Annotated in this window: 14 protein-coding genes; 3 read left to right on the forward strand and 11 right to left on the reverse strand. The window is 57.0% G+C overall.

What is annotated here, in order from left to right; translation table 11 throughout:
* Nucleotides 1-86 precede the first annotated feature (86 nt).
* Nucleotides 87-1,400 (reverse strand): UDP-glucose dehydrogenase family protein, encoded by a 1,314-nt coding sequence (locus JOE66_RS15270; protein WP_205112088.1) that lies wholly within the window; start codon nt 1,398-1,400, stop codon nt 87-89.
* Between the two features lie 314 nt (nt 1,401-1,714).
* Between JOE66_RS15270 and JOE66_RS15275 the strand changes: the two genes are divergently transcribed.
* Nucleotides 1,715-2,884 carry a glycosyltransferase gene (locus JOE66_RS15275; protein WP_205110883.1) on the forward strand — a complete coding sequence of 390 codons (1,170 nt, stop codon included), beginning with the start codon at nt 1,715-1,717 and terminating at the stop codon, nt 2,882-2,884.
* Nucleotides 2,884-3,804: an NAD-dependent epimerase/dehydratase family protein gene (locus tag JOE66_RS15280; RefSeq protein WP_205110885.1), complete on the forward strand. Its 921-nt coding sequence runs from the start codon at nt 2,884-2,886 to the stop codon at nt 3,802-3,804. Before JOE66_RS15275 ends, JOE66_RS15280 begins: the two co-directional genes overlap by 1 nt.
* A 490-nt stretch (nt 3,805-4,294) precedes the next feature.
* On the opposite strand, the gene JOE66_RS15285 is transcribed toward JOE66_RS15280, so the two are convergent.
* Entirely contained in the window at nt 4,295-4,681 is a 387-nt protein-coding gene (locus tag JOE66_RS15285; RefSeq protein ID WP_205110887.1) for a hypothetical protein, read from the reverse strand.
* A gap of 88 nt (nt 4,682-4,769) precedes the next feature.
* Entirely contained in the window at nt 4,770-5,162 is a 393-nt protein-coding gene (locus JOE66_RS15290) for an IS110 family transposase (protein ID WP_205110888.1), read from the reverse strand.
* Between the two features lie 1,693 nt (nt 5,163-6,855).
* On the opposite strand from JOE66_RS15290, the gene JOE66_RS17915 reads away from it, so the two are divergent.
* Complete coding sequence (locus JOE66_RS17915; protein ID WP_504739133.1) at nt 6,856-12,714, forward strand: CBM96 family carbohydrate-binding protein; 5,859 nt, start codon at nt 6,856-6,858, stop codon at nt 12,712-12,714.
* Nucleotides 12,715-12,910: 196 nt separating this feature from the next.
* On the opposite strand, the gene JOE66_RS15300 is transcribed toward JOE66_RS17915, so the two are convergent.
* The 8 genes from JOE66_RS15300 to JOE66_RS15335 all read right to left on the reverse strand — a co-directional run bounded on the left by JOE66_RS15300 (nt 12,911) and on the right by JOE66_RS15335 (nt 23,216).
* On the reverse strand, nt 12,911-15,043 hold the full coding sequence (locus JOE66_RS15300) for an acyltransferase family protein (protein WP_205110892.1): 2,133 nt from the start codon (nt 15,041-15,043) through the stop codon (nt 12,911-12,913).
* Between the two features lie 192 nt (nt 15,044-15,235).
* Nucleotides 15,236-16,534, reverse strand: a complete 1,299-nt coding sequence (locus JOE66_RS15305) for a hypothetical protein (RefSeq protein ID WP_205110894.1) — start codon at nt 16,532-16,534, stop codon at nt 15,236-15,238.
* 38 nt (nt 16,535-16,572) lie between these two features.
* A complete protein-coding gene (locus JOE66_RS15310) occupies nt 16,573-17,451 on the reverse strand; it encodes a glycosyltransferase family 2 protein (RefSeq protein WP_205110896.1) in 879 nt (292 codons plus the stop codon).
* Nucleotides 17,452-17,488: 37 nt separating this feature from the next.
* A complete protein-coding gene (locus JOE66_RS15315) occupies nt 17,489-18,823 on the reverse strand; it encodes an oligosaccharide flippase family protein (RefSeq protein WP_205110898.1) in 1,335 nt (444 codons plus the stop codon).
* The gene (locus tag JOE66_RS15320; RefSeq protein ID WP_205110900.1) at nt 18,816-19,823 is read right to left on the reverse strand and encodes a glycosyltransferase family 2 protein; all 1,008 of its coding nucleotides are present in this window, start codon (nt 19,821-19,823) and stop codon (nt 18,816-18,818) included. Before JOE66_RS15320 ends, JOE66_RS15315 begins: the two co-directional genes overlap by 8 nt.
* 62 nt (nt 19,824-19,885) lie before the next feature.
* Nucleotides 19,886-20,965, reverse strand: coding sequence for a glycosyltransferase (locus JOE66_RS15325; RefSeq protein ID WP_205110902.1), 1,080 nt, complete (start codon nt 20,963-20,965; stop codon nt 19,886-19,888).
* Nucleotides 20,966-21,001: 36 nt separating this feature from the next.
* Nucleotides 21,002-22,435, reverse strand: a complete 1,434-nt coding sequence (locus JOE66_RS15330; protein WP_205110904.1) for a tyrosine-protein kinase domain-containing protein — start codon at nt 22,433-22,435, stop codon at nt 21,002-21,004.
* Nucleotides 22,436-22,658: 223 nt separating this feature from the next.
* Nucleotides 22,659-23,216 carry a transposase gene (locus JOE66_RS15335; RefSeq protein WP_205110906.1) on the reverse strand — a complete coding sequence of 186 codons (558 nt, stop codon included), beginning with the start codon at nt 23,214-23,216 and terminating at the stop codon, nt 22,659-22,661.
* Nucleotides 23,217-23,276: the final 60 nt, after the last annotated feature.

Genomic DNA, 23,276 nt, shown 5'->3' on the forward strand with positions numbered 1-23,276 from the left:
CGCCGTTTCCGAGCAACAAGGCGGTTGAGGAAAGCAAGAAACGTCGATCTTTCCATTTGGCCGCATCCGACACTCCCCTATACTCGCTAAGGGCGACCAAGACCCTTGTAGGTCCAACCTGCTGCACGCCAGGCCACCGGGTCGAGACAGTTGCGCCCGTCGATCACGAAGGGCCGGGAGACGAGTCCCGCAACTCGAACAGGATCCAGCTCTCTGAACTGCTTCCACTCCGTCACGACCACCACGGCCTCTGCTCCGGTCAGTGCGTCGTCGACGTCGGAGACATAGTTCAGCTGCGGGTGAGTCCGTGCAGCGTTCGAGTTCGCCTCGGGGTCGATCGCGAGCACCTCTGCACCGAGACCCTTTAGCTGCACAGCTACATCCAGAGCAGGCGAGTCTCGAATGTCATCCGAGTCGGGCTTGAACGCCAGGCCGAGTACGGCCACTCGCTTGCCGAACACGCTGCCCCCGAAGGATTCCACAACTAGATCGACGACCTTCTGGCGGCGTCGCAGGTTGATCGAGTCGACTTCCTTGAGGAATGCGACTGACTCGCCCCGGCCAAGTTCTTCGGCTCGAGCCGTGAAAGCCCGAATGTCCTTTGGCAAGCAGCCTCCGCCGAACCCGACCCCAGCGTTCAAGAAGCGGCGCCCAATGCGTGCGTCAAACCCGATGGCATCAGCAAGCTGAGTGACGTCAGCGCCAGTACTCTCAGCGATTTCAGCCATTGCATTGATGAAAGAGATCTTCGTTGCAAGAAAGGCGTTCGCCGAGACTTTCACCAATTCAGCAGTTGCGTAGTCCGTCACGACGAGCGGAGTGTCTTTGGATAAGGCCGTGGCGTACACCTCGTCGAGTAGAGCCTTTGCCGCCGCCCCACTTTCGCCCAGCGCAACCCCGTAGACCAGTCGATCAGGGCTTATTGTGTCTTGTACTGCGAAGCCTTCGCGCAGAAACTCCGGATTCCATGCCAGCATGGCTCCGGATCCGGCGTCGGCAATTCTCCCCGCTAGCCGCTGCGCTGTGCCGACAGGTACAGTCGACTTCCCGGCAACAAGTTCACCATCGCCAAGATGAGGCAGCAACGCCTCGATAGCTGCGTTCACGTACGTCAGATCTGCTGCGTTCTCCCCTTTCTTTTGTGGGGTGCCAACTGCTACAAAATGAATCTGAGCACCCCGCACCTGCGAGATGTCCGAGGTGAAGGAAAGTCTTCCAGAAGCCATTCCAGTCGCCAGGATCTCAGGAAGACCTGGCTCGAAGAACGGCGCCTTGCCCAATGACAGCATCGCGATCTTGTTGGGGTCGACATCTACGCCAACCACTTCATGACCAAGTTCCGCCATAGCGGCAGCATGCACCGCACCCAGGTAGCCGCAGCCGATGACTGAAACTCTCATATTCGCTATCCCATTTGATCTGGTGAACCTCACGGCGCTGTGCTTACGGTTCATTCATACCAGTTCCGTGTTTCATTTATGCGTCACTGACACGGCCCTTCGTTGTAACAGACTTCACACACTCGTCCAGCCTCCGATCAGCTTCTCGGCCGTTAAGAATCTGCTGACCCTGCTGATTGCGATAGATACTCGGCGGGATTGCGCGTCGACTGCAAAATTGATGCGGTCATGCACGCATTCGACTCCAGCTAGGGTTGAACTGGAATTTGAGAATTGAGCACCGCCTCCACGCACCCGAATTGGAAGGATCTGCGATGAACGGCGCAATAAACCGGGTTACCTTTTGGAGAGTGATCGTCCTTCAGGGCACCGAGACCTTCATCCGCACTCAGTCTGACGCAATTTCAAGATGGTCAGTGAGCACGCTGGGTTTCAAAAGGTTTGAGTCCGCACTGTCCAGAACAGACGACGTGATCGTGCACCCAAATCGATACGTCGCGGCTATCGCCCTCCGCTGGTTCAGAATGACCCGCTATTCGCCGAATCTTCGCAAATCGCTGGAGAGTCTGAAGCCCGCGTTGGTTCATGCACACTTTGGTACGGATGCTGCATTGATAGTGCCCACCTTGCGAAAGGCTCACATCCCGCTCGTTGTGAGCGTTTATGGGTTCGACGTGTCAAAGAAGCTGCCTGAAACCGCCAAGGGGCGACGCGATTCGAAGCGACTTCGAGAAGCATTTGATTACTCGAGCGCGATTATTGCAAACTCGCAGTTCATGGCCGAAAGCGCAATCGGCCGCGGTGCCGATCCCGAGAAGTTACACGTCGTTCACCTTGGTATAGTCACCGACCCAAATGTTCAACAAACTCCGAGGCAGAGGGCCGGAATCCTGTTTGTGGGGAGGTTGGTAGAAAAGAAGGGCGTATCCGATCTGATCTCAGCGGTGTCGACACTTAATGCCGGCTTCGAGAACACCAAATTGATCATTGTCGGAGATGGCCCGCTTCGCTTCGACCTCGAGGCCCAGGCCCAACGGCTGGGTGTAAACGCAGAATTCGTCGGGTCTCTGCCGCCTGCCACCATCAAATCGCTTATGACCAACGCATTGCTGTTGGCCGTGCCCTCGAAGACAGCAGCAGACGGTGATTCTGAAGGTCTACCTACAATAATTCTCGAAGCGGCCAATGAGGGGCTACCAATTGTCGCTACGACGCATTCGGGCATTCCCGAGGCTGTCAAGAACGAAATCACTGGACTCCTGGTCCCAGAAGGCCAGCCGGATCTACTAGCAGCCGCCTTGTCGAGGCTCCTTAGCGATCCCGACTTCGCCGCCGAACTCGGCGCCGCGGGAAAGCGATTCATTTCCGATGAATTCGACATTAGAATTTGCGCGGCGAAACTTGAATCGATCTACGACCGAGCTAGGTCTCAGGAGTCCGAAGGTAATCGTGGCCGAATGTACCGCACTGAGTTGGGGCGCTGATGGCCAATTGTCTCGTAATTGGTGGAAACGGCTTCTTGGGAGCACACCTCTCGAATGCCCTGGCCAGGGCTGGGCATGAAGTAGTCGCCTTCGACAGATTCAGTCGCGGCATCCAAGCAATTCAGGTGCCTGGAGTGAAGGCTCACATCGGCGATTTTCTTAGCAGGTTCGATCTTGCTTCAGCCTTAGTAGGCCAGGAGTATGTCTTTCACTTTCTGTCAACGACGACACCGATGACCGCTGAAAATGAACCTTCCCTCGACCTGCGGACTAACGTTAGTCAGTCTGTTGACTTGCTCGAGTTGTGCGTCGAGGCGGGGATCAGTCGGTTTTACTACGCGTCAAGCGGAGGCGCGATATATGGAACTCAAGACATTGATTTCTTCCGCGAGGATGACAGAGTTCTGCCGGTTTCTCCATACGGAATCGGTAAATTGACGATTGAAAACTATCTTCGGTACTTTCGTGTAAAGCACGGTTTGCAATCCTACGCACTAAGAATTTCCAATCCGTATGGCACAGGACAGAGCGTCGAAAAACGCCAAGGATTGATTCCCATCGTCCTTCATCAGGTCCACACTGGGGCAGAAATTTCTCGCCTGGGCAATGGCTCAATGGTCCGAGACTATGTCTATGTGAATGACTTGATAGAAATGATCCTGGCTCTCGTTGCAAGCGAACCGAAGCACGACACCTACAATCTGGGCAGTGGGCACGGAACGACGGTCAACGAGGTTTTCGACTCCATCCGCCGAATCACCGAAGTGAATTTCAGCACGAGGGACTTACCAAAACCCGCCACGTTCGTCGACACAGTCGTGTTAGATACGTCTAGATTCACAGACGAGTTCGGTTACCCGTCAATCACGACGCTTGACCAAGGTGTGGCCGCTGTCTGGAGCGATATCCGTCTCTCTTGACTCGAAGAAGATCGGGGCTCGCGTGTGGCGCCCCCAGTTACGAAGGCTCACTCGACAAGGAACAACTGTCGCCTATCGATAAGCCTAGGGCAACCTGCGCAATCATCGAAGCGCCGTGGCCATCTCCTTCGCGATGCAACTCCATCGCCGCTCGGAGTGCGATGTCAACTGCCACCTGCAGAGCGTCTCGTTCGGTCATTCAACAATTTTGGCAGCAAATAGCATTTGGCAGCCGTACCGTAACACGACGGAAACGAACATCTAAGCCACGTCATTAGCTGCTCATACTTGTCAAACGGTGCCCGGGGCGTAATTCAGTCGGGCGCTAACGTGACGTGTCATTCGAGTTTCAGGTCGACGCGCGTATCGACGTCGAGTCGTCGAGGGCATCGCTACGCACTGATCCTTGCCGCTCAGCTCGCCGCGATCACACCTAGCTTTCTCTCCTAGCGGGCATGCGCGGAGACAGCGTCGTGTTTGCCGCAGTCATTTATGTGTCGCATCCGGGCTGTGTATTTGCACTCTCGGGGGCCATTCTAGTACTACCCCGGGGGGCGGTGCACGATGATGAGCGGATGCGCTCGGGGTTTTCGCCGACGACGATGAGTATCTCGGCGGCGGTATCGATGCCGATGCCGAATGGTTCAACGAGCTGCGGTGCGGTTCGAAGAACGAGTCCCTCGATCATGGTCTCGAGTTCCGTGATCTCGGCGTCGAGGGTAAGCCAACGCCGCGCGAGGAAACGCAGCGTGTGGCGGATGCTGTCATCGGGCGTCTCCAACCGGGTTGGGCGCAGCGCGCCGAGGAAGCGGGCGAGCATGATCTGGGTCTTCCCGGCGGTGTCCTGACGGAGCTGGTCGGAACCGTGAATGAGCATGGCCTACAGCGTGATCATGGCTGAGGTGCGGTCCTTCACGGCTGTATCGTGGGCGACTTTCAACTGCCTAATCATTTCCACCGCCCCATCAGCAGTTTTTTGGTTCCGCCGTCGCGTAGCCGGCCATCACCGCACGGGCAGCGTTCTCCGCGTCGAGGGTGTCGGATTTGCCGGCGAGTCGTCGCATGCGACGGTCGGGCCGGTTGACCTCGACGACGCGACGCCCGTTGCGGCGGATGAACGAGGTGAGGCCCGCACCGTACGAGCCGGTGCCTTCGATACCGAACGCGATGACTTGCCCGAACCCGTTCGCCCAGTCGAGCAGCTGCTGGTAGCCGCCGTTGTCGGTCGCGATCGTCAGCGACGCGAGGATCCCTCCGATAGAGTCCATGACCGCGGCGACATGGACGTGTTTGTGGGTATCGACGCCGACGACGATGTGGCCGGAGCGGGTCAAATTGAGGGGTGCCGGAGCTGCCATGGTGATCCTGTTCTGTCGGGGTTAGTCTGGTGTGGCACTGACGCCGGCGGGTGGACAGGACTGTCACGGGGACGCTCTCGAAAGGTTGCTCCAGGCTCCTATTAGGTCACGCCCGTCCGGCGCAGTGTTTTGTTACGGCGCCCGGCCGGACAGCTGACAGATCAACGCCAAGGCACCCGAAGGGCCAATCGTAAGCAAGGGTCAAGCCGTCACGGCCAGGACTTCCGAAACCATCATGGCTCCGACCCGAACAGACTGACAGTCATAGGAATCCCCGACGGTTCCGATTGAGGGTGTCGCGCCGATCTCAGCTAATCGTTCGCCGTAGCGAATTGACGTGAATTGGCTACCTCCGTAGCTCTGTCAACGCAGATCGTCGTGGTAGGTGCCGCGCCCCCAGCGTAAGGCTCTTGACAGATGCCGAAAAAAATTCTTTCACTGTGGACACAATGCTCTGACATACTCAGGACAACTACCCCATTTATGGGGGTATGTCGTTTGCTTCGCTGGGGGTCTTCGAATGCATTTTCAAGGGACAAAGCTAGCCATTTACGCTGTCGTAATCTTCAGTCTGACAACGGGGTTCTTGGTTACTCAGCAGCCTGCTATCTCCACAGCAAGTGAATTGGGCGCAATGTCTACCCCGTCCAGTGAGAGCGCACGACTCATAGCATCCTCGAACCAAGTAACGACCGCGCATCCAAGACTGTTGGCATCCGCAGACGACTTTGCTGCGCTACGAATCGAGGTGGCAACGGACGCCACGGCAAAAGCCTGGTACGCCGACGTGAAGGCGGCAGCGGATAAGGCGATCGCCGCCACGCCTGTCACCTACGACCTAAACAACGGCAGTCAAAGTCTGTTGACCACAAGCAAGTTGGTTGTCGACCGAACGTACGCACTTGGCTTTATGTGGCAAATAACGGGAAATTCGCTATATGCAGACCGACTCTGGGTTGAATTGGACGCAGCTTCGAACTTCCCGGATTGGCACCCGGACGTCTTCTTGGATACCGCGGAAATGACACACGCGTTTGCAATCGGGTACGACTGGCTTTACGACTACTGGTCCCCAGGTCAACGCGCTCAACTACAAACGGCAATTATCGAAATGGGGTTGAAAGCATCCCTCCCGGTTTACGCGTCGACATCGGTTGCTGGCCCCTACAAGGTCGGCGGCAATTGGGCAAAGGCAAGCAGTAACTGGAACATCGTCTCGAATTCGGGAATGCTCATGGGCGCACTCGCTGTTGCTTATGACAATTCGACGCTCTCCAGTCAGGTGATGTCTCTCGCGCTCTCAAGTTTGCCAAACGGGATTTCGGAGTTCGGTTCGTCCGGCGGATACCCGGAGGGCCCCGCATACTGGCAGTACTCGACTGACTACCTGACGACCGCCATCCTTGCGCTCCGGTCGGCGACAGGCGGAGATTACGGTATCGCTGGCCTGAACGGCGTCTCCCAGATCGGATATTTCCCCCAATACATCACAGGCCCGACAGGTAACCCGGTAAATTTTGGAGACGCCATTGGGTCTTCTTACCAGAGCTCATCTCTGCTCGGTCTGGGGAAGATTTTCGACAACCCATCTTTTCGTTACCTTGGCAGTGTTGGTGATCTGACGGGAAACATCGTTCAGCGATTGCTTTGGTTCGAGCCCAGTGCGAAGGTTTCCACGCCGAGCGAAGCCGCAATGCCGCGAGACAAGTATTTCAGCGGTGCAGGCCTGGCAGCATTTCGGTCGTCATGGACCGACCCCGACGCGACCTTTGTAACCCTCCGAACTCGCAGCTTCTACAACGTTGCCCATCAGCATCAGGACGCTGGCACGTTTAGTCTCGATTCACTCGGGCAGACCTGGGCCGCTGAACTAGGAAGAGACAAGGATGACTCGCAACCGGGATTCTACGACCTGAATCCCGACGGGCAGAGGTGGGACTACTACCGCAACCGCGCAGAAGGCCAGAACACCTTGGTGATAGACCCCTACTCGGCAGACTCTCTGGATCATCGTGCCGGGCCGATGGAACCCGTCATACAGTCGAACGACTCATCTACTATCGCAATCGCCGATCTGTCTAGCCTCTACCCCCAAGATGTCACATCGTGGAAGCGGGGAATCCAAACGTTCGACGACCGACAACAGATCGTCGTCCAAGATGAGGTCTCATCCACAAAACCGTTCGATGCCCTGTGGGGGATGCACACGGCCGCATCTATATCGATCTCAAGCGACGGTAGATCCGCGGTCCTCTCGAGCAATGGCCAAAGGATGCTCGCGCGAATTACCTCGGCAGACAATTTCAGATTCTCAGACATTCCGGCAGCTCCGTTGCCAACCTCTCCCAACCCCGCGACCCAGGAGCAGGTCAACGGCCTGCGAAAGCTCGCTGTGAGCATTTCGGGCGGTAGCGGAACTACAACATTGGCTGTGCAGTTCACGCCGCTCGCGACGAACGCCGCTTCAAGTGCCCAAATCGACCCGGTGAAGCCGCTCTCAGACTGGACGCTGCGCGATTCAGGGAGTTCACGCGCAACCGGGCTCACCATCGGCGGAAGCCCTGTTGACGGCTTTTCCCCTGACATCGGCGCCTATCGAGTGACCGTTCCACGGGGTGGCGCAAACCTTCTCCTTTCCGCCACTTCCGCCTCCGGCACAGTCACGCTGACACAGGCCACGGTCGTACCGGGAATCGCAACCGCGCGAATTTCTGAGAGTGGGAAGACTCCCAGGACCTACAGTGTGTACATCGACATTGGCCCGGTGCCGATTTCTGCGGTCAGCTCGACATCGAGTGCCTCTGCAACGACACCGCAGATGAGCATCGATCGCTCTCGGACAACCTATTGGTCGGGAATCGGCGATCAGACAATTAGCTGGACGCTTCGCGACCCGCAGATGCTTCCTTCTTATCAGGTGAACTGGAAGGCCAACCTTGCGAAATACACCAAGTATGAGTTCCAAACCTCGTTAGATAACGTAACGTGGTCCACCAGGTACGACGGGTCATACTCGGGACTGGATGGCTGGCAGACCGTGGTGCCGTCTACAGCGCCATGGGTAAAGTACGTGAGGTTTGTCGTCCACGGGGTCACCGGCATTAAAGATGTCAAATTCTACAATTTCAACATCCGGGGTGATTCGGGCGCCCCGTCAACCCCAAGACCGAATGCCGTGTCAACTTCAGGTGTGCCTGCATCAATGGTGGTAGGGCAGACCGCAAATCTCTCCTACTCCGCAACCTCAACGACGGGTTCCGTCATGGATCGGGCCACACTTTCCACCGCTTACACGACAGCTGATCCGTCTGTCGCGACTGTCGACTCCAATGGGCTGGTCACAGCAACGGGAGATGGGAGCACACGAATTGTAGCGATCGTGACTTCCAAAGACGGTGTCACTGCCTTTGGATCGAGTCCTGTTTCGGTCCAGAATCTCACGAGATTCCGCATTTACGCCTCCGCAGACACCTACGTCCAGGGTGGTGCAACCTCGACTACTTCTTTTGGAACTGCCACAGACCTCGTCGTGCGCCCAAGCAAAGACCCGGCTTTCGATCGCATAGCCTTCTTCAACTTCGATCTCTCGGCCCTCAACAATTCGGTGGTGACGTCTGCAGTTCTGAACCTGAACGGGGTGCTGAGCGATGGATCGGGCTCCTCTGTTCGACTGGACGCGCATACAACCACGAATGCGTGGTCGGAGGGGACGACTAACTACACGAACAAGCCTGCCCTCGGCTCAACTGTGTCTAGCGTCGTTATCAACAGGACTCTGACGTATAGGCAGGGGGACATTTCCGCCTTCGTCAAGTCTGTGGGCGCTCCGTCATCCATTTCACTTGGACTTACCCAAGATTCTGGGACCGGTCTCGGATCCTATGTGACGAGCAGAGAGTCGAGCTCGCGCCCATTTATCGAGGTTGCCGTGCGACCGGCTCCGGTGGCTGTGTCGTCCGCATCTGCGAGCAGCGGGACGCCCGCTGTGACCTTTGATGGGTCTGACGCGACGATGTGGACAGCGACCGGGGATCAAACCATCAACTGGGTATTGGCCTCCGCTCAACCGGTGAAGACGTTCATGGTCAATTGGAAAGCGAACTCCACCCAGCACACCAAGTACGAGTTCCAAACCTCCACCGACAGCATCACCTGGACCACCCAGTACAACGGCTCCTACGACGGCCCCGACGGCTGGCAAACCATCGTCACAACCAACGCACCCGCAGGAAAATACCTCCGGTTCCTCGTCCACGGAAACGAAACAACCGACAAAACCACCACGATCAAAGAAGTCCGCTTCTATAGCTACGACACCACCACCCAGCCTCAAATTGTTCCACCGCATTACTTGGGGTCGGTGAGCTCCACTGGTGTGCCCACAGGCATGACCATTGGTCAAACCGCGACCGTTTCCTACACCCCGAAAGACACCACCGGCACCACAATGAGCGCCACCGGAATGACCGCGGTCTACACCTCAGGCAACAACGCCATCGCGACCGTCGATGCCAACGGGAACGTCACCGCGATCGCAATCGGAACCACAACAATCAGCGTCAGCGTCACCTCAGCCGGCGTAACAATAAACGCCACACCCCTCAACGTCACGATCACCGACCCCACCCGGGTACGTCTCTACGCCACCGCCGATACCTACGTCCAAGGCGGCTCAGCCGCAGCAAACAACTTCGGCACAGCATCCAGCCTCGTCGTGAAAGCCACCTCCGACCCAGCAACCACACGATACGGCTACCTCAGCTTCGATCTCTCCGGACTCACCGGAATGCAAGTCGAGTCCGCCGTGCTCTCCCTCCGCGGCCAAGTCACCGAAACTCCCGGCTCCTCCGTCAAACTCGACGCCCACGCCGCGACCGGAGCCTGGACCGAAACAGGCATCAACTACAACAACAAACCCACCATGGGCGCGACCGTCGGCAGCACCATGCTCGACGGCACCCTCACCTACCGAAGCGCCGACATCACCACCTACGTCCAATCCCAAGGCACCACCCCCACAATGACCCTCGCCCTCTCCGAAGACACCGGATACACCCAATGGGGCGCAGTCGGCACATACATCATGACCCGCGAATCCTCCTCCACCCCCTACATCGACCTCGTGCTCAACCCTTTGCCATTAGCTATTTCATCGTCGTCGGCGAGCACGGGTACTCCGGCGTTAACCACTGATGGGTCTGACGCGACGATGTGGACAGCGACCGGGGATCAAACCATCAACTGGGTATTGGCCTCCGCTCAACCGGTGAAGACGTTCATGGTCAATTGGAAAGCGAACTCCACCCAGCACACCAAGTACGAGTTCCAAACCTCCACCGACAGCATCACCTGGACCACCCAGTACAACGGCTCCTACGACGGCCCCGACGGCTGGCAAACCATCGTCACAACCAACGCACCCGCAGGAAAATACCTCCGGTTCCTCGTCCACGGAAACGAAACAACCGACAAAACCACCACGATCAAAGAAGTCCGCTTCTATAGCTACGACACCACCACCCCCGGCCAAACACTTCCCCCACCCTTGGGAACACGACTGGGGTCGGTGAGCTCCACTGGTGTGCCCACAGGCATGACCATTGGTCAAACCGCGACCGTTTCCTACACCCCGAAAGACACCACCGGCACCACAATGAGCGCCACCGGAATGACCGCGGTCTACACCTCAGGCAACAACGCCATCGCGACCGTCGATGCCAACGGGAACGTCACCGCGATCGCAATCGGAACCACAACAATCAGCGTCAGCGTCACCTCAGCCGGCGTAACAATAAACGCCACACCCCTCAACGTCACGATCACCGACCCCACCCGGGTACGTCTCTACGCCACCGCCGATACCTACGTCCAAGGCGGCTCAGCCGCAGCAAACAACTTCGGCACAGCATCCAGCCTCGTCGTGAAAGCCACCTCCGACCCAGCAACCACACGATACGGCTACCTCAGCTTCGATCTCTCCGGACTCACCGGAATGCAAGTCGAGTCCGCCGTGCTCTCCCTCCGCGGCCAAGTCACCGAAACTCCCGGCTCCTCCGTCAAACTCGACGCCCACGCCGCGACCGGAGCCTGGACCGAAACAGGCATCAACTACAACAACAAACCCACCATGGGCGCGACCGTCGGCAGCACCATGCTCGACGGCACCCTCACCTACCGAAGCGCCGACATCACCACCTACGTCCAATCCCAAGGCACCACCCCCACAATGACCCTCGCCCTCTCCGAAGACACCGGATACACCCAATGGGGCGCAGTCGGCACATACATCATGACCCGCGAATCCTCCTCCACCCCCTACATCGACCTCGTGCTCAACCCTTTGCCATTAGCTATTTCATCGTCGTCGGCGAGCACGGGTACTCCGGCGTTAACCACTGATGGGTCTGACGCGACGATGTGGACAGCGACCGGGGATCAAACCATCAACTGGGTATTGGCCTCCGCTCAACCGGTGAAGACGTTCATGGTCAATTGGAAAGCGAACTCCACCCAGCACACCAAGTACGAGTTCCAAACCTCCACCGACAGCATCACCTGGACCACCCAGTACAACGGCTCCTACGACGGCCCCGACGGCTGGCAAACCATCGTCACAACCAACGCACCCGCAGGAAAATACCTCCGGTTCCTCGTCCACGGAAACGAAACAACCGACAAAACCACCACGATCAAAGAAGTCCGCTTCTATAGCTACGACACCACCACCCCCGGCCAAACACTTCCCCCACCCTTGGGAACACGACTGGGGTCGGTGAGCTCCACTGGTGTGCCCACAGGCATGACCATTGGTCAAACCGCGACCGTTTCCTACACCCCGAAAGACACCACCGGCACCACAATGAGCGCCACCGGAATGACCGCGGTCTACACCTCAGGCAACAACGCCATCGCGACCGTCGATGCCAACGGGAACGTCACCGCGATCGCAATCGGAACCACAACAATCAGCGTCAGCGTCACCTCAGCCGGCGTAACAATAAACGCCACACCCCTCAACGTCACGATCACCGACCCCACCCGGGTACGTCTCTACGCCACCGCCGATACCTACGTCCAAGGCGGCTCAGCCGCAGCAAACAACTTCGGCACAGCATCCAGCCTCGTCGTGAAAGCCACCTCCGACCCAGCAACCACACGATACGGCTACCTCAGCTTCGATCTCTCCGGACTCACCGGAATGCAAGTCGAGTCCGCCGTGCTCTCCCTCCGCGGCCAAGTCACCGAAACTCCCGGCTCCTCCGTCAAACTCGACGCCCACGCCGCGACCGGAGCCTGGACCGAAACAGGCATCAACTACAACAACAAACCCACCATGGGCGCGACCGTCGGCAGCACCATGCTCGACGGCACCCTCACCTACCGAAGCGCCGACATCACCACCTACGTCCAATCCCAAGGCACCACCCCCACAATGACCCTCGCCCTCTCCGAAGACACCGGATACACCCAATGGGGCGCAGTCGGCACATACATCATGACCCGCGAATCCTCCTCCACCCCCTACATCGACCTCGTGCTGTCACCGCTATAGGACCTATGCCTTAGACGATCCGTGCAGTGAATGGAGTATTACGTCTACGGCGCAACGCTGACCATCGTCGTATTGCAGCGCTTCCCCTGAAGAAGCATAAATTCTCTCGGGACGTGCCAGACAATGCGACTGGTGCACGCCCCAAAAGCGCTAATGCCCTCTCTTTTTGGTCCGAAGGCGGACGCATTTGGGAACTTCAACCTGCCACAGACACCGCCCAGAGCTGGGGTGCGGCCACCCGGAGCTTCTGCTCCAAGATCGGCGCAAGGGTCGACATGTAAGTTGCAGTAATGTGCTGCTTATTTCTATACACAAGAACGTCTCCGATAACCGCAGGACAAACTTTCGAAATGCAAAATGCACCTGTCAGGTCAATCAGCCTGGACCCTGGTGTGTCAATCACAGCTGGCACCTGCGGGTCCGCCACAAGCGCCTTAGCCTCGCTAACATCGCACTGAGTCGGATCGGAATGCGAAGCGACGCAGCTCGGTTCATCGTGAATCCCTGCACTCGTGGGTAACGGGTTGTCCCTAATTGCCACCACGGGTGTACCAGACTCGATGAGCTTGCCCCATGCTTCAGAAAAGCCCCGCGTCGCAGCTTCGAAATTCGTCTCATCTCCCTGCCGCTGAAAGTGCGTGTCCGAGAGCGTCGAAACGATGACGAGACTGAACCCTCCTTCAGCCAGAGCGACACCCACATTCCTATTCCAGGTGACGCAGGCCCCGGAATTATCGTTTGCATTTGTTGGAAGAACACTCGAGTATGGGCACGATGAACGAACTAGTGTGGTGAGGCTCCATTTGTTCTCGACCGCAATCTCAGCCAGAGCCGGCTGCCACTGGGCAGCGTGTGAGTCTCCAACGAGCGCGATCCTCACCTTGCTATTGACGTCTCCGAAAACGCATTGCCTCGCCGAAGTCTGAGCGCCACTTATTTGACACCCCAGACCCGGGCCCTTCTGCGCAAAGTCGTCAGTTTCGGCGAGAATCGGACTTGGCACGATTTCTGAATCTTTAGTAGGTGAGCAGACGGAGCCGACAACCAAGGCTGCAGCGCCGAAACATGCTGGAGGATTGGCCAGAATGTCGGCCATCCTCGTCTCTGCGGAAGCTATCTGGGTTGATGCGTATGCGGACATACCGGCTGCCGGAACGGCCACAACGGCCATCACCGCAAGCACGGCCACCAACACTCTCACCCCCTTTAGCCTGATTCGTCCACGACCTTCTAAGTCCGCACCATGGGGGCGTATAAACGCCAATTCCACGTACACACGGGTCACAAACGCCAAGACGAGGGAGACGAGAACGATTCCAATGCGCATCGGCTGATTCAATTCGGCACCGAGAGCAAACGGGAGAATCACGATTAGAGGCCAATGCCACAGATACAACGAATAAGAAACGTCACCCACCGCTTGAATGGGTCGAAGCGCGAATAGGGCGGAAGTACCGTACCTGCGGTGCGTGGTACCTGCCCAAATGACTACGCATGCCCCGCCGACCGGAATGAGTGCTTGCCACCCAGGAAACGGGGTTGAAGATGAGTAGAAATACGACGCATAGACTATTGCGGCGATTCCGACCCAAGATGCCGGCACCCGAGTGAACTCTGGTAGTTTCCACCTGTCCACTGCAAAAGCAAGCAGGCCGCCGATTCCAAGCTCCCAAACTCTCGTCGGAGTAACGAAGTAGGCGGCCGACGGATCATTTCTAGTCTCAACAATTGAATAGGCCAGGGACGCAACCGAAACTGCCGCAATGACGATCACGAGGTGGCGTCTATTCGAACTGAATCTTCTCGCTAGAACCGCCGCAGTTACCAGCAGGAGCGGCCAAAAGAGGTAGAACTGCTCCTCCACGGAGAGTGACCAAAAGTGCTGAACCGGACTCGCGTCGGAAGCGAGTGCCGAATAGTCGACCGCGTTTGAGGCTAGTGCCCAATTCTCGACGTATAGAGCGCTTGCAGTAATCTGATGCCCGAACTCCTCCCAGAGATTCTTCGGCACAAAAACGAAAGTTGCGGTCAGCGTCGCCGACAGTACAAGCAGAGAAGCGGGAAGCAGGCGACGCGCGCGACGCGAGTAAAACGAAACCAACGAAAATTGGCCGCGATCAATCTCTTTCACAATGTGCGAAGTAATCAAGAAGCCTGAGATGACAAAGAATACGTCGACGCCCACGTACCCGCCCGAAAGACCTGAGGGCCACAAGTGGTAGACCACTACCAGCGACACAGCCAATGCTCGGAGCGCTTGTATCTCGGGCCTGACCGAACCACCCACAGGCTTGAGATACCGCTTCCACCTTGAACTAAACTCCGCCATTACCCCACCTTGTTCTCACGCTTTCGAAACTATCAGCCTGGCGTTTCAGGGAGGAAAACATGAGGTTACTGGCATCGGCGAATGCGCAACGAGTCGGGCCGATCAACAGAGTAGGCAGAGTACGGCTGGGTTGAAATTGGTTCCTCACTGCTGAATCTTCGGCTTTCGCGCAATCCAGAAATGTTGTACCCCTCACCTTGAAGTGCGACTCGTGGGGGCGCGCGATACGGTCGAATTGGGTGACAACTCCTCTTTGTCCGTGGTCACTTCGCGCCGGGTCGTATATCTCGATGCGGCAATCGCAAAAATGGTGAAGGCCATGTTCCAGCCAAGCGCATCCCATGATGCAAAGAGAATCGCCATGACAATGAGAAGCATCCGGCCCAGTTTGTCAGACCTCCTCCAGCCCGAAATTAGGACACCTGCCAATAGAACTAACCCAAGAAGGCCAGACCCCCAAGCAGTTCGCACGTATTCTTGGTCAAAGACCGTGATGCCGTCTGAGCCAGCGGAACTGTTTTGCAGCGCATTGGCGATTGTTGTGTAACCACTCCCGAATAGAAACTCGAGAGAGCCTCGATTGAGCAGTTCCGGCACGTATCCGAGAACACCTACTCGGTGTGAGTACGAGGTCGAGTCGGAAAAGTCGGAGAACCCCAGCAGATCAAGAATGCTGGAATTAAACAATCCGATAAGAAGTAGCCCACCGCCAGCGAGGTATAACGGAATGCTCGACAATCTTGATCGGGTGAGTAGCAGGTAAAGAGTTGCGACCATCGCTGCAATGATCGCGGTCCGCGAGCCAGCGAAGATCAACGTCGCAACGGCAAGACCGGCAATAGCTATATACCCATATCGACGTCTCTCTATGAGGAGCCATATGCAAACTACGAGCCCAGCGCAAGCCAGCGCCCCGAGGGGAATGGGCTGACCCGTCGAGCCTAGTGCGCGCCCAGGGAGGGATGAAAGAACTGTGTTGTATCGGCTCCCGATCACGTCGGTCCCATTACTCAACGGCCAGAGTGCCTTTGCACCACCGAATTCCTCCGACCAAGCGAGGCAAAACTCAACTATGACCAGGACGGGCAGGGACCAAACAAGCAAATCGCGTTCACGCCCTCGTTTGTCCGTCCATTCTTGGCTTGCCAGAACGGAAACGAGAATAATTCCCGCCCCAGTCACACCCACTCGTAAGCTGTAAGGCCATTGCACCTCGACCAACTGACGAAGCGTTACAACCACTACGAACGCGATAATCCAGGGGTTTGTGCGCCGAATCTCGACATATCGCGCAGATCGCAATAGACCGAGGAACATCACGATCACTGCCCCGAGGAGCGCGTAGAGGATTACATCTCGAGGTGGCGTGTTTGACGGAATGAGCCCCGCGAGAAAGACGGCGGTCAGCGCACCAAAGAAACCGGAGAGCCTCGCCGGGCACAACAGAACGACAACTAAACCCACCGCCGCGATGGTTATGGAGAGAGTCACAACTCGTGCCGATCCTTGAGGTTGAGGTCGAAATTCACTTAGTGACGTCCTATCTTCCCTAGAGCGACTCTCCCGGTCAAAGCGACAGAATAGATGGTCGAAGGAATTCCAGGCTTTCCAAGTTTGTGCGCTGTGCGAAGCGTACGGAACATCTCGTTAAGGGAGGCCTGGTTCTTGGCTGCCTGCATCGAGTGGACCGAGATAAAATCTCCGATTGTGCGCTTGTCCTCCGGATCCAAATTCTCAACCGCCCAGGCAATTGATTTGGGTGCCGTGATCGACTTCGACACGCCTCCGGCGCTAATGTGGTGTATCACGGCTGGCTCCGCTGGCTGGAGCAGCTCCACCTCCGGCATGTCTTTTGAAATCTGATTCAACCATCCCACATCTTGATGAAACTTGAATCCCGGGTTGAATGGTATTTCGATTCCAAGACTCCGGGGAAATACAAGTGTCGAAGCTTGCGCAAATCCAATCCCCCCTCGAACTTTGTGCTTTCGAAACAGATACTGGGCTATCGATTCTGCGCGCGATATTGCTTCCGAGGGCCAAACCTCGTCGGATGCACCGTCTGAATAGCGGGCAATCACGGGGCTGCTGAAGATCCAGTCCGAGTCTTCGGAGTGGCCGCTGGATCGAACTAGTTCGGCGAAATTGGCGAGGTGGTTTGGGAGCCATTCGTCGTCGTCGTCAAGAAGGGCGACATACGCCGTTTCCGCGGCATAGATGCCTTGCTGGCGCGCCACGTTTCCACCAGCTCTGGGTCCGACACGAAGCACGCGCACTGAAGGCGATTCCGGCACATCGATCTGATCTGCAGTGTCGGCAACCACAATGACCTGAAAAGGCGGAATACTCTGAGCCAAAGCCGTGTCGACGGCACGTCTCAGCTCAGACCGCCCGATAGTTGGAATCACTACGGTGACACCCTGATCTACTCTGCGATTCCCAGGACTACTCATTCGGCTTTCCTTCCGCGTCGTTTATTCGTCGTGCCCGTGCCAACTTCCTCACCAAACGTATCGACTCTCGAACGTCCGACATTCGGATCACGAGAAAATCAGACACCGGGACGTTAAAGCACAGCTTCATCCACAACACGTTCAAATTTCCCGCTACAGCGTTTCCAATTACTGTTGCGATCGCGGCACCAAGTGCCCCGAGGGTCGGGACGAGGACGATAACAGCCACAACGTTGACAATGCACGCAATGACCAGTGCATAGCTTCGTAACTCCGGCCGACCCCTCGCGGAGAGGCCTGCGCCGGCCACCGACCCCGGATTCCCGACAACAATTCCGAACAGTAGTACTTCGACGACGACGATTGCGGGAGAAAAGTCAGACCCGAATACGAGAGGTAGCAGCCAGATGGTCGATATCCCAACAGCTATTGCCAGAACGAGGGTCATCAAGGTGGATATTCGTGAGGCAAGGGCAAGGCGCTGCGGGTCGCCGCCCGACGCCTCCTCGGAGAAAATCACGTCTCGAACCGCGCTGTTGAACACAAGAGTGACTTCGCTGACGCTGACTGCCACAGCATAGATGCCAAGCTGAAAGGAATCCGACAACGGGATCATGAGCGTTTGGTCAAGACGCGAGAGCATAACGCCCGCAAGTGTTCCAAACCACAATCGAGCACCGAATGACAACAACCGCCCTGAGCTTCCAGTTATGTTCGGGTCCTGAGGCGATGACGCATTACGCTGACCGACCAGCGGGAGATATGCGATGCCACCCACGAATGTGGTCACGGCGATAGAGATAGACGCAGTCTCGACAGTTAGATTGCCGATTGCGGCCAGTACTCCAACGGCGCCAAGCCGGGCAAATGCGCTGACCGTGCGTTCGACGGATATCAACTTCCATAAGCCTCGTCCGGCCGCATACCCTCGAATCCCACCCACGATGAGGCTTGGGACCAAGGCGAACGCAACAAGAATTGCTATCTCTGCGCTACTCCCTGTGAATAGAACCGGGACTAGACCAATGATTCCGGCAGTCCCAATCGCCCCAATCAGGAACAGTAAGGCAACGCCACGTGCAAGTACCCGCCCGGGCTGAGAGACTCGCTTCGCCACAAAAAAGGTTAGCGCCTCTGGCAGCCCTAGGGTTAGCGCACTCACTGCAAGCAAGAACGGTGCGGTTATCGCTGCGACTTCTCCTCTACCATCAACGCCAAGTACACGCGCGAGAATTGGAGCGCTGACGAAAGCGGCGAGGGGTGCTCCGAGATTGCCGATAGCGGTAACGGCTATGTTCCGGGCTGCGCCACCAACGACATTAGTCATTGTCAGATACTCGAGTCGGACCGGTGACCAGTCGGGGCTTTTTCAGCCGAGCTAACTCCGAGAGTTCACAGGCGATGGCTGGAATACGCTCATGCAATCCGCCTCGCATCTTGAGTGGCTGAGTTTCAAAATGCGTCGAGTGAACCAGACGGTCGTACCACCGATGCGTGTTCAGGCGTGACACCGCACGATTCCACTCCCCGTTTGCCACCAGCGCCGAGCCGTAGTCTTCCATCAGCCGGCGCCTATCGCGCTGAGCGGCGCCTTGCCGGACGTGAGCTCCTGTAGCTGCCTGCTGGTGAGTTCGATGTGCAGCCACCGGGCTTGAAATTCGGGCCACAGTTTCGCGATTTGTAGCGAGGCGCAGCCATAGTTCGAGATCGACTGCGTGTTCGTAAGTCGTGGAGAATCCTCCGACGGCAGTAAAACGGTTCCTCGAAATGAGTGTGTTGCAGGGATCACCGAGTACGTTGCCGTAGAGTAGCGCTGCACTTACCACTGTTTGCGAATTGAGAGTCACGAGGCCTTCTGGGAAGAGAGCATGCCGGGGGGCAGACTTACTAGGATTTGCAAGCGGTGCATCGTTCTGATCGACAAAATACTGAGCCCCGAAGACAAGCGTCGCCTTGGTAGCTTCTGCGGCTTTGACCAGCAGGGAAAGCCCGTCCGCGTTGAAGAGGTCATCCTGCCCTGGCACGATCACAAAAGCGCCTCGAGCATGAGCCACGCTTTCGTTCCAGTTCTTAGCCATCCCCAACGGTTCGTCAGACCGGAAGGCCCTCGACGGAACCTCTACCTGGTCAAGTACTTCGACAATATTGGCGAAGTTCGAGCTCCGGTCGTCTGAGACGACGATCTCGATGTCTCGATACTCCTGGATGGCTATGCTCTTGATCAGTTTTTCGAAATAGTCGATCTCTGGCTGATACGTAGGGATGCAGATCGTAACTGTCGGATCATATTGCAAGTCGCTCTTTTGATATTTCAATTCAATCGACAATTCGGCCCCCGCTGATTTTCAAGATGAACACAGTTGGTTGCGTCTGCAATGCAAAGCACCCGTCATTCTGATTGATAGAGCTTGATAGAATCGCGACCGATTTCGTCATCTGTGAGCCCTTCCCGGGCCCACAGGAGCGCCCTCGCTGACATGCTGCGCCGAAGGTTACGGTCGTCGGTCAGGCGTCGAGTGGCATCAATCAGCTCTGTGTCGTTGGAACATATGAATCCCGTTTCTCCGTCTAAAACCGAATCTACGTTGCCAACGGCGTTGGACACGACTGCGGGAATACCCCGAGCCTGAGCATGTATGAGAGACAGCGCCATCCCCTCCCACAGGGACGGGAACAGAAAAACGTCGATCGACTCCATGAGGGTTTCAAACTCGACATGGCTGACCCAACCCGTCACGCTCACTGGTGCCCCGTCGATCCACTTTTCTCTCAATTCGGCATCGCCGTCACCGATCCACAGGAATTCCACGCCTGGGCTCTGCCCAATTGCACTGGCCACCGCGGCGAACCGCCATGGAGCCTTCTGGAAAATTATGCGGCTTGCGGTGCCTACCACTACGGGCCGATCACTCCGGGGCTCACGGGCGTCACTCCGAATTGACTCGCTCGGAACTCCAGATTTAAGCAGATGGTTCGTTTTCCCGCGCAGCAGTTTCTGAGCAAGTCGGCGCTCGGACTCGGACGTGAGGATTAGTCCAGTCCCGATCCCCGACAGTGATTTCTCAACGATTTGATAAGCATTTCTTACGAACAAAGATGAGTTCGCGCGAAGAAAAGGAAATCCGTGGGGCGAATAGAACACGCGCGAATGTGTGCGAACACCAACCAGAGCCAGGCGCCCAACCGCGCCACCCTTGGCCGCATGAAGATGAAAAACGTCTGCTCGGTTGTCCCGGTAAGCCTTGCGCACCGTGCGGAAGAATAATCCCAATTGGTTTGCGGCACCCAACCGCACCAGCTTGACTCGGTTGTCAAAACGATTTCTCAACGATTCTTCGCTAGGAGTGTCCGGTCTAACCAAATACCAGACTTCAACTTCCACACCCTCCTCAACCTGGCGTCGGGAAATACTATCCGTGAAGGTTACGATGCCACCACCCATCGCCTCAGTTAGATGAATTATCTTCATGCTGGTCTCCCCTGATCCGAAGCCTTGCAGCCGACCTCAGTGGGTGACCACACTCGGCGTTCGCTTGGTCTTTGACTTGCCGGGTTTCACCTTAGGTTCGTCTTCTACGTACCCGTACCCGTACCCGTACCCGTATCTTCCGTAACCGTAGGAGTCGGGGCCTCTAGTCGGAACCATAGTCAGAACAATTCCGGCGATGCGCGATCCCACGTTCTGAAGTGCTCCAATCGACCCCTTCAACTGACCGCGATGCACCTTGCCTGACGCCACGATTAGCAATGCGCCTCCGGTGTACTTTGCCAGAATGGCTCCGTCGGTCACTGGGAGTAGGGGCGGAGCATCGAAGATCACAAGGTCGAATTTCTCCTCCAGAAGGGAAATCAGGCGAACCATCGCTCGTGACACGAGCAACTCACTCGGGTTAGGTGGGATACGGCCCGCGGGAAGAACGTAGAGCTCGTGCGGGCCCCACTTTTGCAAGACGTCGTTAAGCTCCGCTCGGCCGATAAGTACGTCCGTGAGCCCCGCGCCGCCCTCAAGCCCGAGATACTCCGCTAACTTGGGTTTCCTCATATCCGCATCCACGATCACGACGCGTGTTCCGGCCGATGCGGTCACAATTGCGAGATTCGCCGCTGATGTGCTTTTTCCCTCGCCTGGCACAGATGACGTGATCACGTAACTTTTCGGGGAATCCGAGTCCACAAGATATTGGAGATTTGTGCGCAATGTCCGAAAGGACTCCGCACGAGGGCTACGAGGATTATCGTGCACAACCAGCGGGTTTTGAGTCGCCCGTGCGTCAAATGCGATTCCGCCGAGTATCGGAGCATCGGTGATCTGCTCAACGTCGTGCTCATTCCGAATGCGCGTGTCGACCGTGAATCGCAATATCGCAGCACCAACCCCGGCGACGAGCCCGAGCAGGGCGCCAATCAGAATGTTGAGCTTCGGGTTTGGCGCGAACGGAACGTCCGGAACAAGAGCAGTCTGCAAGACCGTAATCTTCACGGGCGAGGTGCCTGCGGTATTGGCCGGGACCAGATTTGCCACAGTCTTTTGAAAGCTGTCAGCGATTCCGTTCGCAATTTTTGCGGCGCGGTCGGGCGATTCGTCGGCAACTTGGATATCAACGACTACGGTACCGACAGCTGTCGACGCGGTGACCTGTCTGGCAAGCTCAGAGGCAGAAACACTGAGGCCGAGTTCGGCGATTACAGGATCCAAGACCGCTGGCGTCGTAATCACATCTGCGTACGACTTGACCTGGTCCTGGGCGAACGTACTTCCCTGATTGAGCTCGGTGACTGTTCCAGCAGATTGGAGAGATACGAAGACCCTGCTGGTCGCCTGGTACATCGGGGCTTGAACTATCGATATGGCAGACGCGACAGCGACACCGAGAAGCGTGAGTGAGACGATGAAGACCCAGCCTTTTCGAGCGACTTTTACGTAATCTCTGACTTCCAAGTGACTGCCTTTCGATAATAGCCATGTCGGACACATTCAATCGCAATCAGGTTACGGGTGCATTTCGCGTTGTCGCTGCGTTACCCACCGCACCGTCACGCGTTCGGTAGATGCGCATTCGAGAATCTACAGGACGACTTCGACCATCTCATCCGAAAGCAGCTGTCGCATGAATTCGAAAACGTCCGGGTCCAGTCCCCGGTGGTGGATGCTCCTATTCTTGTCAAGCGGTTAATCTTGGGGTGATTTGGACGAGTGCTAGGGTCGCTCGATGTTCGAGTTCGGGGTCCGCTCGGGTGCCGATTTCGAGTCGCCTCAGTCGTTGGTAGGGCACGCCGAGTGTTGCAGCGAGGACGGTGATGGGTATGCCGGCGTGTTGACGGTCGATTCGTAGTTGGTGGCCGACGGGTGCGTCTGTGGAGGGATTGAGGAGGGCGGCGTAAATTTCGTTCGCGACGTGTCGTTTCAGGCATCTGATGATGTCGCGGTCAGTGAGTCCTTCAGCGCGACGCCCGGTGAAGTAGGCCATCGTGCGAGGTTCTCGGTGCCTCATCCGTAACACCACGATCCGGTACAGGGCATTGTTAGCTTGCCTGTTCCCGCCACGTGAAAGGCGGTAGCGGGTGCGTTGGCCGGAGGAGTTGGCCGAGTAGACCTTCGTCTGCGTGAACGTCCACCCGACAGCGATCAGTCGTTCGAGCGTAGACGCGTGATTCCGATCAGGGTGGGCGCGAGCATCCGGCTGCTGTTTCGGCAGCTCGTCAGGCAGAAAGTGGCACATGGCATCGATTCAGAGGCCAAATGGCGTGGTTTCGGCCCTTCTGCACAGCCCAGCGAGTTG

The sequence above is a fragment of the Subtercola frigoramans genome, from assembly GCF_016907385.1.
Taxonomy (GTDB): Bacteria; Actinomycetota; Actinomycetes; order Actinomycetales; family Microbacteriaceae; genus Subtercola; species Subtercola frigoramans.

Excerpts from the sequence above, each read along its gene's own strand:
- JOE66_RS15335 (WP_205110906.1), bottom strand. The coding sequence starts at position 23,216 with ATGTGCCACTTTCTGCCTGACGAGCTGCCGAAACAGCAGCCGGATGCT.
- JOE66_RS15275 (WP_205110883.1), top strand. The coding sequence starts at position 1,715 with ATGAACGGCGCAATAAACCGGGTTACCTTTTGGAGAGTGATCGTCCTT.
- JOE66_RS15285 (WP_205110887.1), bottom strand. The coding sequence starts at position 4,681 with ATGCTCATTCACGGTTCCGACCAGCTCCGTCAGGACACCGCCGGGAAG.
- JOE66_RS15270 (WP_205112088.1), bottom strand. The coding sequence starts at position 1,400 with ATGAGAGTTTCAGTCATCGGCTGCGGCTACCTGGGTGCGGTGCATGCT.
- JOE66_RS15300 (WP_205110892.1), bottom strand. The coding sequence starts at position 15,043 with ATGGCGGAGTTTAGTTCAAGGTGGAAGCGGTATCTCAAGCCTGTGGGT.
- JOE66_RS15325 (WP_205110902.1), bottom strand. The coding sequence starts at position 20,965 with ATGAAGATAATTCATCTAACTGAGGCGATGGGTGGTGGCATCGTAACC.
- JOE66_RS15290 (WP_205110888.1), bottom strand. The coding sequence starts at position 5,162 with ATGGCAGCTCCGGCACCCCTCAATTTGACCCGCTCCGGCCACATCGTC.
- JOE66_RS15280 (WP_205110885.1), top strand. The coding sequence starts at position 2,884 with ATGGCCAATTGTCTCGTAATTGGTGGAAACGGCTTCTTGGGAGCACAC.
- JOE66_RS15315 (WP_205110898.1), bottom strand. The coding sequence starts at position 18,823 with ATGACTAATGTCGTTGGTGGCGCAGCCCGGAACATAGCCGTTACCGCT.
- JOE66_RS17915 (WP_504739133.1), top strand. The coding sequence starts at position 6,856 with ATGCCGCGAGACAAGTATTTCAGCGGTGCAGGCCTGGCAGCATTTCGG.